We start from the raw sequence: 11,291 nt of genomic DNA, 5'->3' as shown, positions 1-11,291 counted from the left end.
GATCGCGTGTGATGTCGCGGCGGGGCCGGATCAGGCGGAGCCCTCCTGGATGGGGGCGGGCTCGGCGGTCACGTCGGGGGCGCGGTGCTCGTACGGCGTGCTCAGCACGACCGTGGTGCGGGTGGAGACGTTCGCCGCCGCGCGGATCTGCTGCAGCAGGTCCTCCAGCGCCACCGGCGAGGCCACCCGGACCTTGAGGATGTAGCTCTCGTCGCCCGCCACGCTGTGGCACGCCTCGATGGCCGTCAGATGGGCCAGCCGCTCGGGCGCGTCGTCGGGCGCCGCCGGGTCGATCGGCTTGATCGACACGAACGCGGTCAGCGGCAGCCCGATCGCGTCGTGGTCGATGATCGCGGCGTATCCGCGGACGACCCCGCGCTTTTCCAGGCGGCGCACGCGCTGGTGCACCGCCGAGACCGAGAGCCCGGTCTCCCTGGCCAGGTCGGTGAAGCTCATGCGGCCGTCGCGGGCCAGCAGCGTGACGATCCGGCGGTCGATCTCCTCCATCGGATCAAAGGTAGCCGGTCATGGTCACGACATGGTCCCGACCGGGGAGACTCCGCGGCGCATCGCGTGCTCCACCAGCGTGATGAGGACCTCCTTGCCCGAATCGCGCCTGCGGGCGTCGCAGCGCACGATGGGGATGTCGGGCTCCAGGCCGATCGCCTGGCGCACCTCGCCGACGGTGAAGGGCTGTGTGCCGTCGAAGCAGTTGAGCGCCACGATGAACGGCTGCTCGCGCTTCTCGAAATAGTCGACGGACGGGAAGCAGTCGTCGAGGCGGCGCGTGTCGGCCAGCACGACGGCGCCCAGCGCGCCCAGGGCGAGCTCGTCCCACACGAACCAGAACCGCTCCTGGCCAGGGGTGCCGAACAGGTAGAGCATGTAGTCGTTGGCGATGGTGATGCGGCCGAAGTCCATGGCCACGGTGGTGGTGAACTTGCGCTCGACGCCGGACAGGTCGTCGACGTGCGTGCCGATCTGGGTGAGCGCCTCTTCGGTGCGCAGAGGGCGGGTCTCGGACACGGCGCCGACCATGGTGGTCTTGCCCGCGCCGAACCCTCCGGCGATCAAAATCTTGATCGCCGTCGGCAGCCGCCAACGGTCAGAGCGACCGAATTCCATCCAGCACCGCCCGTACATCTCCCGCGCATGCGCGGCCCCGCCCTGAGGTGCCGTGGTCAGTGGTACCTGTCAAGGTGTGTTGAGAAGGCCGATCCACATGCCTGGCATCGAGACACCCTAGCAACGCCACATTTTCCACTCAAGCCGCGCTGTTTTACAAGAAACAAAATATGACGGTTTGTCGCCCCCCGCCCCGTTATTTGCCTGTCTCACCGGAACCGAGTCAAGCACGTGTGTCATGAGATCCGACACAGCGGTTACGCCGGCCGGTCATGGCCGGAAACGCCGGTGAACCCGGCGTTGAATCCGATCTGTCTGCGCAGGTAGGCGGCGGTGCGGGGGCTGTGCTCGCGTACCGGCTCGATGAGCTGCGCGGCCTCGCGGGCGAGCGAGGCCATCGCGTCCGTCACCTCGGCGCGGCTGACGCCGAGGCCCAGGATGTTGAGGTCGCCCCAGCTCATGTCCTTCCGGTACGACGCGACGTCGCCGAGCAGGTGCAGGTAGCGCTGCACCTGCCGGCTGACGGCACGCAGCTCCTCCAGGTGCGCCTTCGCCCACCCGTCGGCCGTGTAGATCCAGTGCGACAGGTCCACGAAGCAGGAGCCGCGGCTGTCGGCGTTGTCCAGGTAGCGGGCCAGCGTCGGCGTGGCCTGCGTGTCGCGCCACACCCACGCCCTCGACATGCCCGCCAGCATCCTCGCGAGCTGGTCGCGCCAGAGCCACCGCAGGCCGCCGAACTCCTTGACCGTGGCCAGCTCGTCGCGCAGGTCGGCCAGGAAGCGGGTGACCGCCGAGCGGGGCACCGCGCCGTCGGCGACGGACAGGCATTCGCGGGTGAGGCGGTTGACCTGCTCGCGGGTGGTCGCGGTGTGGTCCACCAGGCGGTCGACGGCCAGGACCCACAAGGCGGTGCGGTTGACGACCTTCAGGCGGTCGGCGGTGGCCCAGGGGGCGCTGAAGGCCGTGGTGAGCGTCAGGGCGTTGTACAGCTCGGCGTCGAAGGCCGCCGGCGGGAACAGCACGCCGTACATTTGGGCGCAGCGGCGCAGGTCCCTGCAGCTCTCGGCGGCCATGGCGCACGTTCTGCCGAGCTCGAACGCCTCGCCCAGCTCGCCGTCCGACATCCTAGGGCCGCTCGATCGGCTCGCGGATCATGGGCGACGACCCCCAATACCCGGAAATATGCGTTTATTTGGGAAATTCTTTCATGATCGCGCGGTATCGATCAAGGTATCAGCTGCATAGCTGATCGGCCTGATCCGATGGCTGTCAACGCCACCGGGTGAGGCCGGTCGCCTGCTCTCACGGTTTGTCCCGTCTGGCCGGCGGGAGGGCGCGCCACCGAGGCCAGGCCGCTTCACCACCGGCGTGCGGCGCCCACTCCGCTCCGGCGGCGCGTCCGGCCCTCCGGCCCTCCGGCGCGTCGGCCGGAGGGCCGTGAGCCGGTGGCGACCTCTGGCTCCGTGTCTGAGCGCGGCGGTCTGGAGCTAGGCCGGACCTGCGTCGGTGGCGGCGACCTTGGCGGCGAGCGCGACGCGGGAGCTGATGCCGAGCTTGGTGTAGATCTTGCCGATGTGGTACTCGACGGTCTTGACGCTGATCAGGAGCTCGGTGGCGATCTGGCGGTTGGTCAGGCCGTGGGCCACGAGCAGGGCGGTGCTGTGCTCCTGAGGCGTCAGCCCGAGCCGTACGGTGGCCTGGGGCTCGAGCCCGCACGCCTCCAGCTCGTGCGCGCAGCGGTCCACGAGAGGTCGCGCGCCGAGCCGTTCGAAGATCGCGCGGGCGGCGCCGAGCCTTTCCGCGGCCGCCCTGCGCCGGCCGGTGCGGCGCAGCAGGCGGCCGAGGTCCAGCAGCACCCGCGCCTCCTCCAATGGGCAGACCCCGCCCTCGACCAGCGTCAGTGCGCGGCAGAAGCTCTGCTCGGCCTGGGCTGGAACGTTCCTCGCGGCCAGCAGCAACGCGCTCAGACGCATGCGCTCGGCCTCCCGCCGCACGCCTGCCCACCGCACCAGACCGGCGCCGTCCCTCCCGGCCCGGCCGTCTCCCGCTCCGCGGGAGCCGTCGGGTGCCGCCTCGGACCTGCCGGATGCCGACCTGCCGGATGCCGACCTGCCAGGTGCCGACCTGCCGGATGCCGACCTGCCAGGTGCCGACGTGACGGGTGCCGACGTGACGGGTGCCGAGCCGGCAGATCCCGGCTCAGCCGATTCCGACCCATCGGTCCCATCGGTCCTCCGTCCGGGGGATCGCTGATGATCGGTCTTTGGCCGAGTGCGCCGCGACCGGTCGGGGGCGGTTCCGTCACTGTCCGGCGGGGTGGCACTCACCAGGTCGAAGGCGGTGAGGGCGCGTTCGGCCTCCGTCAGTCGGCCGCCGGCGACCAGTGCCTCGATGCGGCGTGGGCGCGGGTCGGGCACGAAGAGGCCGGGCTCGAACGGCTCGCCCGCGTCCGGCGCCCCATCGCCCAGCCGTCCTCCGAAGGCCGTGTCCTCGACGCCGAGCAGGGCCATCGCCAGGCCCGCCTGCCTCTCCCCCAGGGCGTGGCGCATGCGGCGGGCGGCGCTCATGGCGGCCGTGGCGTGGGCGAGCGCGCGTTCGTGTTCCCCGCGGGCCGCCAGCGGCGCCACGCAGACCGCCTCCAGGCAGGGCAGAAGCCACCGCTGGCCGAGAGCCGTCGCCTCGGCGAGGGCGCGTTCGGCGCGGGCGGCGGCGTCGTCCCAGCGGGCGCACGCGTGCTCGGCGGCGGCCAGCAGCGCGCTGGCCAGCAGCCGGTGGTGCGGCAGTCCGGCCTTCTCCGCCCCGGCCACGACCTGCCGGAGCACGGCGCACGCCGGTTCGGGCGCATCCCGTCCGAGGTGGACGGCCGCCGCCGCGAGACTGTCGGGCGGCGCGCCGACGCCGGGAGCCCCTCCCAGCGCCAGCACGTCGTACGGCCTGGCGGTCATGCCCTGAAGGGGCTGCTCGATCGCCAGGCGGGCCCATCTCACCGCCGCCGCCCGGTCCCCTGTGACCAGGTGGAGCCAGGCCAGTTGCTCGGCCACGTCGGCGGCGATCCCCGGCTCCCGGTGCCGCCACGCCTGCGCCAGCAGCTCCGACGCCTCGTCGAAGCGCCCGGAGACGAGGGCGAGCCGGCCCAGGACGTAGTGGCGGGCGGGGCGCGGATCGCCGTCCACGGCGGCGCCCCGCGCGCTCAGGGCCCCGGCGAGCCGCGCCGCGTGGAGCACGTCGCCCCCGATGAGGACGTGTTCCAGCGCGGCCGTACGCAGCTCGTCCTGCCGCGCCGCCTCGGTCAGCCCGGCGGCGAACTCCAGGAGGGCGGCGGCTTCCCGCCACTGCCCGTGCTGTGCTGTCTTGGCGGCGTACCCGGACAGCTCCTCGGCCAGCACGTCGTCGGGTCCGCCGGCCGCGGCGGCCCGGTGCCGCAGCGCCGTCCCCGTGTCGCCCGCCAGGGCGGCGGCGGCCAGGTGCAGGCGGGCCCTGGTGCCCGCGCCGAGCACGTCGTAGGCGGCGGCCCTGGCGAGGGGCTCGGGGAAGTCGATCATGCGGCCGGGCAGTTCGGTGAGCAGCCCGGCCTCGACCGCCTCCTCGAGGACGTCCAGCGGCTCGCCGAGCTCACCCGCCACGGCCGCGGCCACGTGCAGCGGCGCCGCTTCCCCGAGTACGGCGCAGGCCGCGACGAGCCGCCGGACAGCCGGTCGGCAACCGTCCAGGCGGCGTTTGAAGGGCAGCAGGTACGTGCCGGGTGCCGGCAGGCGTACGGCGGCGTCCCGCAGGACGGGCAGTGGCACGCTCGCCAGCAGGGCGCGGGCGTGCAACGGGCTGCCCAGGGTGTGCTCCCGCAGCCGCTCGGCCGCTTCCTGTCCGAGGCCCGCCGGCTCCTGGACGCCCGCCGGCCTCGGGACCGGGGACGAGAGCGGATTCCCAGCACGGCCGGGCACCGGGGACGACAGCGGATCCTCAGCACGGCCGGGCACCGGGGACGGCGGGCCCGCACGGCCCGGTGCCGACGCTGAGCCGACGGGGGCCGGTGCCGGTGGCAGGGCGGTGGACAGCACGGCCAGCTGGGCCAGCTCGGACAGCTCGGCCGCGCTCAGGCCGCCGAGCGTGATGCGGAGCGTCTCGTCGCCGGTCAGGAGGCGGCGCAGCCCGTCAGGCAGCCACGGGTCGGCCAGATCGCGGCAGAGGATGAGGACCAGCACGCGCCCGGCCCGGAGCCGCCGCAGCACGTACCCCAGGGCGCGCAGCGAGGGCAGGTCCGCCCACTGGGCGTCGTCGATCAGCACCACCACCGTCCCGTGCGCCTGCAGCGCCCCGATCAGGTCGCAGAACACCTGCCCGGCCGCGCACGGATCCCGCCCCATCGCCTTGAGCCCGGCCGCCGCGAACCCCTCCATACCGGCGCCGTCCCCTTCGAGGCCGTCGGCCGGACCGCCCTGATCCGCCGCCATGCCTCTGGGGCCCGCCCATCCCGGGCCTCCGAGTCCAGGCGCCGAGAGGTCCGCCGGCCTAGCGAGGTCGCCGGGCTCCGCAAGGGCGGCGGGCCTTGCGAGGTCATCCGGCTCCACGAGGTTGCCCGGCCCGGAAAGGTCGCCCGGCCCCACGAGACGGCCGGATCTCGTGAGGTCGCCCGGCCCCGCGAGACCCCCGGGCCTGGTGAGGTCCGCAGGCCTCATGGGGTCACCGGGTCCGGCGAGGCCGAGCCACAGAAGTCGTCCCGTGTGCTCATCCCCCGTCCCCCGCGCCACCTCGTCCGCGAGCTGCCGCATGACGCCGAGCGCGAGCCGCCGCTCGCCCTCCTCGCCGCTGACCGCCAGCACCCGCACGCCCGCCTCCCCGCCGAGCGTGTGGTGGACCAGCGCGGTCTTGCCGATCCCCTCCGGCCCCTCGATCACCACCCTCCTGGCGCAGCCCCCGCCCGCCGCGCGCAGCTCGGCGCGCAGCAGAGCGAGCTCGGCCGTCCTGCCGACGAACATGCGCACTCCCTCCGCCGCCCTCGCAATGGCAGAGCAGCGCCGGCCACGCCTGATACACCCTGGCCGGCCGGGGACCGTCACCGCGAAGCAGCCCCCAAGCGCGCCCACGCCGCCGTGGCGTCGTCATGCCGTTTCCCGCGCACCGGCCCGCGCGCCGCCTCCAGCTCCCGCACGGCCCCGATCACCGCGCCCGGCCCCCGGCCGTCCAGTGCGGCGGCCAGGTCGTCCCAGCTCCAGCCGTACCAGTCGACGAGCCTCGCGACCCCGTCCGTGCACGCCCCGGCCGCCCGCACCTCCCGTACGTCCACCGCCCCGCACACCCCCTGGAAGGCCGCCTCGGGCCGGGCGGCGGCCACCCAGAACCCGCCCGCCACGTTACGCATACGCCGCACCAGCTCCACCGAGTACGGCCGCCCGCCGGGCAACCGCTCCAGCCGGTCGTCGGCCACCACCTCGACCCCGCCGCCCGCCCGGGACAGCAGCACCGGCGAGTCCCCCAGCACGAGGTACTCCACCCGGCCCCGCGCGGCCCGCACCATGGCCACCGTCGAGGACGGCGAGTCCGGATTCCCCAGGTCGCACGAGCCCCCGTGCGCGGCCGCGGTCTCGTCGATGGCCGCCTCCAGCGTCCCGGCCAGCGGCGTGTCGCCGCCGGCGGCCAGCCGCGCCGCCAGCGCCGCGCCGAGCCGGGCCACCAGCCACGGCACGCCGTGCAGGCAGCCGCTGTCCACCCCGGCCGCCGCCGTGGCCCCGTCGAGCACGACGAGCCACGACGGGCCGGCGATCACCAGGTCTTCGTTGGGCCGCTCGGAGCCGGCGCCGGTGGCGTATGTGACCTCCGCGAACATGACAGCGACTGTGCCACAGTGGCGGCTGTGACCTCGGCCGCCCTCCACCGCGCCCTGACCGACCCGCCCTCGCGCCCCCTGCCGCCCGAGGCCGCCGCGCTGCTGCGCGACCTGGACGCGCCGCCCCGCCTGGCGGCCCACCTGCGCGCCGTCCACGGCGTGGCCGCCGACCTGCTCGCCTGGCTCGCCGCCCGCCACCCGGACGTGCCGGTGGACCGGGAGGCCGTGCTGTTCGGCGCGGCCACCCACGACATCGGCAAATGCCTGCATCCGGCCGAGCTGTCGGGCCCGGGCTCGGCCCACGAGCCCGACGGCCACCGGCTCCTGCTCGCCCGCGGGGTGCCCGAGCGCCTGGCCCGCTTCGCCCGTACGCACGCCTCCTGGACCGGCCCGGGCACCACCCTCGAGGATCACCTGGTGAGCCTGGCCGACAAGGTCTGGAAGGCCAAGCGGGTGCCCGGTCTGGAGCAGCTCGTCGTCGGCCGGCTCGCGGGCGCGGCGCCGGCCTGGCAGGTCTTCATGGAGCTGGACGACCTCCTCACGCGCATCGCGGAGGGCGCCGACGCCCGCCTCGCCTTCCAGAACGCGTATCCGCTCGCCTCCGGGTGACTCAGGCGGCGCCGGACTTGCGCACGGGCACCCGTACGGGCCTGACGATGATGTTGCCCTCCGTCCACGGCACGTCGGCCGCGGGCATGGCGAGCGCGAGATCGGGCAGGCGCTCGACGAGCACGCCCAGGATCTCCTGCAGCTCCATCCTGGCGAGGTTCGCGCCCAGGCAGTAGTGGGGGCCGCGGCCGAACGCCAGGTGCTGCTGCGTCGTCTCCCGCCGCAGGTCCATGACCTCCGGGTCCGGGAAGACCGACGGGTCGAAGTTGGCGCCGGCGAAGGAGGCGATCACGCCCTCGCCCTTGCGCACGACACCCGACGGGAGCTCGACGTCCTCGGTGGCGACCCGGAGGAGCGGGCTGTCGCCGGGCTGCTCCAGCCGCAGCAGCTCCTCGACCGCGCTCGGGATCAGCTCCGGCCGGCCGGCCAGCCGCTCGTAGCCGTCGCGCGGGTCGAGCAGCCGCAGGATCGACCTGGCCAGGACCGAACCGGTGGTCTCGTGTCCGGCCAGGAACAGGCCGAGCGTGTTGCGTACCAGCTCCTCCTCGGTCAGCCGGTCCTCGCCGTCGCGGGCGTGGATCATGGTGGCCAGCAGGCCGTCGCCGGGGTTGTCGCGGTGGGCGGCGATCAGCTCGGCGATGTAGCCGTAGAACTCCATCGCCGCGGTGAGCTTCTCCTCCTCCGTGAGACTGGAGGTGGACAGCATCGCGTCCGACCAGGCGCGCACCCGTACGTTGTCGATCTCCGGCACGCCCGTGATGTCGCAGATGATCTGCACGGGCAGCGGGAAGGCGAAGTCGTTGAGGAAGTCGAACTCCTCGGGCAGCGCGTCGATGAGCTCGCCGGTGAGCGCCCGCAGCCGCGGCCGCCAGGCGTTGACCTGGCGCGGCGTGAACACCCCCGACAGCAGGCGGCGCAGCCGCGTGTGCTCGGGCGGGTCCATGCTCGTGAGGACGCCGGGCGTGTCGCCGATGGTGTAGCCGGCGAACATCTGGGGCGAGCCGGGACGGGTGAGGTCCCGGCTGAAGCGCGGATCGCTCAGCACGCCGGCGGCGTCCTGGTAGGTGGTGGTGAGGTACGCGGTGTCGCCGCTGGGCAGGCGCACCTTGCCCAGCGGCTCTTTCTCCCGCCGTTCGGCGTACGTCCCGGCCGGGATACCCCGCGGGCCGGGCATGAACGGATAGTGCTCGAATTCGGCCATGATCGAGACGGTAGCGATCCGAGAGGGATGGCGATAGACCTGAGATCGCCTCATATTGCGATCTCCCGCGGCGGCCCGCCTACACGATCACCAGCTCGCGCGGCGTGTCGTTGAGCCGTTCGCCTCCGTTCTCGGTGCACACGACGATGTCCTCGATCCTGGCGCCGTGGCGGCCGGGCAGGTAGATGCCCGGCTCGACGGAGAAGGCGTGCCCGGGCTCCAGCGGCTCGCCGTTGCCGGCCACGATGTACGGCTCCTCGTGCGTCTCGATCCCGATGCCGTGCCCGGTCCGGTGGATGAAGTAGCCGCCGTACCCGGCCTCGGCGATGACGTCGCGGGCGGCGGCGTCGACCGACTCGCACGACACGCCGGGCCGGACCGCCGCGCACGCCGCCTCCTGGGCGCGGCGCAGAACCTCGTAGTACGCGGCGAAGTCGGCGGGCGGCTCGCCCACGCTGTAGGTGCGGGTGGAGTCGGAGCAGTAGCCGTTGTGCAGCTGGCCGCCGATGTCGACCACGACCGGCTCGCCCGCCTGGATCACCCGGTCGGACACGTCGTGGTGCGGGCTGGCGCCGTTGGGGCCGGAGGCGACGATCACGAAGTCGACCGTGGCGTGCCCGGCGGCCAGGATCGCCTCGGCGATGTCTCTGCCCACCTCGCGCTCGGTCCGCCCGGCCCGCAGGAACTCCGGCACCCGCCGGTGGACGGCGTCGATGGCCTCCCCCGCCTCGCGCAGCGCCGCCACCTCGGCCGGGGACTTGCGCATCCGCAGCTCCCGCAGCACGCTCCCGGCCAGCACCTGCTCGGCGCCCGGCAGCGCGTCGCGGAACCGCAGCGACGACATCGCCCACATGCGATCGGCCAGCCCGACCTTGGCCACCCGGCCCAGACGGGCGGCCACCAGCGCGTACGGGTCGTCGGTCTCGTCCCACGCCACGAACTCCAGCCCCAGCCGCGACGCGGGCGAGGCCTCCGCGGCGGGCAGCTCCAGCCGGGGCACCACCATGCACGGCTCCCCGGAGGCGGGCACCACCAGGCACGTCAGCCGCTCCAGCGGCTTGGCGTCGTAGCCGCTCACGTAACGCAGATCGGGACCGGGCGTGAGCAGCAGGGCGTCGAGCCCGGCCTTGGCGGTGGCCTCCTGCACGGCGGCCAGACGGGACACGGGATACAGGTCTGAGGACGTCACAGGCCCAATCTACTCGCGCCCACGCCTCCTAAAATCCGCGAAAAGCTCTCACATCACAGCAATGGATCGCTACACTCCGTTGAACATCGATCACGTATCGTGGGGACAATTGTCCAGATCCACTGCACTTTGAGAGTGAGACTATGGTCGACGTCATGGGCACTGGCGCGGTGGGGGCCGGGCTGCTCGGGCACGAAACCGACGCGGAGATGCTCGCCGTACGGCTGGCGCACGCGCAACGGCTCGGCAACATGGGCTGGGCGGAATGGCATCTCCACACCGGCGAGACGATCTGGTCCGACCAGGTGTACACGATCTTCGGCCGCGACCCCGCCGAGGGCCCCATCGCCCTGCCCCAGCTGGCCAAGCACGTCGAGCCCGCGGACGTGGCCGCGCTCGACCGCCTCCTGTGGGCCGCCGTGCAGGGCGTCGACCCCGTCCAGGCCGAGTTCCGCATCCGCCGCGGCGGCGAGCTGCGCGACCTGCGCGTGGTGCTGGAGCCGCTCATGGCCCCCGGCGGCCCCATCGGCCTGCACGGCGTCATCCAGGACATCACCGGCCGCCGCCGCGCCGAGCGCATGATGTCGGAGTCGCGCCGCCAGCTCCTGGAGACCCGCGAGCAGGCCGCCGAGGACCGCCACGTGATGCTGGCGCTGCGCGCGGCGATCCTGCCCGACCCCGGCTGCCGCCCCGACCTGCCGCACACCAGGATCGCGGTGCGGTACGTGCCCGCGGAGAAGACCGCGAACCTGGGCGGCGACTGGTTCGAGGCCACCCCCGCCCCCGACGGCCGCCTGCTGCTGGCGGTCGGCGACGTCTCGGGCCACGGACTGCCCGCGATCGCGCACATGGCCCAGCTCCGCCACGCCCTCGTCGGCCTGGCCATGACCGGCCGGCCCGCCAACCGGCTGCTCGACTGGCTCAACGAGCTGGTCCTGCACCAGCTCACCGACACCACCGCCACCGCGATCGTCGGCCACCTGGACCCGGAGACCCGCGTGTTCGCCTGGAGCCAGGCCGGGCACCCGGCGCCCATCCTCGTGCGCGACGGGGCCGCCAGCCGCCTCGACCAGCCCAGGGGCGTGCTGCTGGGGGCCGCGTCCGGGCGGCCGTACGAGCTGGCCATCACCCGGCTGCGGCCCGGCGACCTGCTGCTGATGTTCACCGACGGGCTGGTCGAGCGGCGCACCCGCGACATCGACGTCGGCCTCGACCTGGCCCTGGCCGCCGCGCGCGACGTGCCGGGCGGCGATCTGGAGGCCGGGCTCGACCGGATGCTGTCCGACATCGGCGGTCCCAACCCGGAGGACGACGCGTGCCTGCTGGGGGTGGGCATACTGAGCTAG

10 protein-coding genes and 1 pseudogene are annotated in these 11,291 nt (G+C 73.7%); 3 read left to right on the top strand and 8 right to left on the bottom strand.

Features of this window, described 5'->3' with window-relative positions; translation table 11 throughout:
• Window positions 1-30 precede the first annotated feature (30 nt).
• From ID574_RS50845 to ID574_RS63210, 4 genes are all read right to left on the bottom strand, one after another.
• Window positions 31-507, bottom strand: coding sequence for an Lrp/AsnC family transcriptional regulator (locus ID574_RS50845; protein ID WP_188196300.1), 477 nt, complete (start codon window positions 505-507; stop codon window positions 31-33).
• Between the two features lie 24 nt (window positions 508-531).
• Complete coding sequence (locus ID574_RS50840) at window positions 532-1,125, bottom strand: GTP-binding protein (RefSeq protein ID WP_188196299.1); 594 nt, start codon at window positions 1,123-1,125, stop codon at window positions 532-534.
• Between the two features lie 257 nt (window positions 1,126-1,382).
• Window positions 1,383-2,249 carry a terpene synthase family protein gene (locus ID574_RS50835; RefSeq protein ID WP_188196298.1) on the bottom strand — a complete coding sequence of 289 codons (867 nt, stop codon included), beginning with the start codon at window positions 2,247-2,249 and terminating at the stop codon, window positions 1,383-1,385.
• A 363-nt stretch (window positions 2,250-2,612) separates the two neighbouring features.
• A complete protein-coding gene (locus ID574_RS63210; protein WP_223167954.1) occupies window positions 2,613-3,098 on the bottom strand; it encodes a helix-turn-helix transcriptional regulator in 486 nt (161 codons plus the stop codon).
• On the opposite strand from ID574_RS63210, the gene ID574_RS63205 reads away from it, so the two are divergent.
• The gene (locus tag ID574_RS63205) at window positions 3,097-3,378 is read left to right on the top strand and encodes a pentapeptide repeat-containing protein (RefSeq protein ID WP_223167953.1); all 282 of its coding nucleotides are present in this window, start codon (window positions 3,097-3,099) and stop codon (window positions 3,376-3,378) included. The two genes, ID574_RS63210 and ID574_RS63205, sit on opposite strands and share 2 nt — an antisense overlap.
• Window positions 3,379-5,327: 1,949 nt before the next feature.
• On the opposite strand, the pseudogene ID574_RS63200 reads toward ID574_RS63205, so the two are convergent.
• Both ID574_RS63200 and ID574_RS50825 read right to left on the bottom strand, forming a co-directional pair.
• A pseudogene (locus ID574_RS63200) lies at window positions 5,328-6,098 on the bottom strand (ATP-binding protein); the annotation flags it as partial.
• Window positions 6,099-6,175: 77 nt separating this feature from the next.
• The gene (locus ID574_RS50825) at window positions 6,176-6,946 is read right to left on the bottom strand and encodes a protein phosphatase 2C domain-containing protein (RefSeq protein ID WP_188196296.1); all 771 of its coding nucleotides are present in this window, start codon (window positions 6,944-6,946) and stop codon (window positions 6,176-6,178) included.
• A 27-nt stretch (window positions 6,947-6,973) separates the two neighbouring features.
• Between ID574_RS50825 and ID574_RS50820 the strand changes: the two genes are divergently transcribed.
• Window positions 6,974-7,555 (top strand): HD domain-containing protein, encoded by a 582-nt coding sequence (locus ID574_RS50820; protein WP_188196295.1) that lies wholly within the window; start codon window positions 6,974-6,976, stop codon window positions 7,553-7,555.
• 1 nt (window position 7,556) lies between these two features.
• Here the strand turns inward: ID574_RS50820 and ID574_RS50815 are convergent, their stop codons facing one another.
• Window positions 7,557-8,756, bottom strand: coding sequence for a cytochrome P450 (locus ID574_RS50815; protein ID WP_188196294.1), 1,200 nt, complete (start codon window positions 8,754-8,756; stop codon window positions 7,557-7,559).
• A 79-nt stretch (window positions 8,757-8,835) separates the two neighbouring features.
• A complete protein-coding gene (locus ID574_RS50810; RefSeq protein ID WP_188196293.1) occupies window positions 8,836-9,945 on the bottom strand; it encodes a M24 family metallopeptidase in 1,110 nt (369 codons plus the stop codon).
• Window positions 9,946-10,100: 155 nt separating this feature from the next.
• On the opposite strand from ID574_RS50810, the gene ID574_RS50805 reads away from it, so the two are divergent.
• Window positions 10,101-11,291, top strand: a complete 1,191-nt coding sequence (locus ID574_RS50805) for a PP2C family protein-serine/threonine phosphatase (RefSeq protein WP_223167927.1) — start codon at window positions 10,101-10,103, stop codon at window positions 11,289-11,291.

This window comes from Nonomuraea sp. SYSU D8015 (genome assembly GCF_008065375.1).
Taxonomy (GTDB): domain Bacteria; phylum Actinomycetota; class Actinomycetes; order Streptosporangiales; family Streptosporangiaceae; genus Nonomuraea.
Note: the sequence above shows the minus strand (reverse complement) of the source record. Positions and strands in the feature narration are given on the sequence as shown.

Coding starts and splice junctions, on each gene's coding strand:
- ID574_RS63205 (WP_223167953.1), top strand. CDS start 3,097: ATGCGCTCGGCCTCCCGCCGCACGCCTGCCCACCGCACCAGACCGGCG.
- ID574_RS50825 (WP_188196296.1), bottom strand. CDS start 6,946: ATGTTCGCGGAGGTCACATACGCCACCGGCGCCGGCTCCGAGCGGCCC.
- ID574_RS50815 (WP_188196294.1), bottom strand. CDS start 8,756: ATGGCCGAATTCGAGCACTATCCGTTCATGCCCGGCCCGCGGGGTATC.
- ID574_RS50805 (WP_223167927.1), top strand. CDS start 10,101: ATGGGCACTGGCGCGGTGGGGGCCGGGCTGCTCGGGCACGAAACCGAC.
- ID574_RS50840 (WP_188196299.1), bottom strand. CDS start 1,125: ATGGAATTCGGTCGCTCTGACCGTTGGCGGCTGCCGACGGCGATCAAG.
- ID574_RS50835 (WP_188196298.1), bottom strand. CDS start 2,249: ATGTCGGACGGCGAGCTGGGCGAGGCGTTCGAGCTCGGCAGAACGTGC.
- ID574_RS50845 (WP_188196300.1), bottom strand. CDS start 507: ATGGAGGAGATCGACCGCCGGATCGTCACGCTGCTGGCCCGCGACGGC.
- ID574_RS63210 (WP_223167954.1), bottom strand. CDS start 3,098: ATGCGTCTGAGCGCGTTGCTGCTGGCCGCGAGGAACGTTCCAGCCCAG.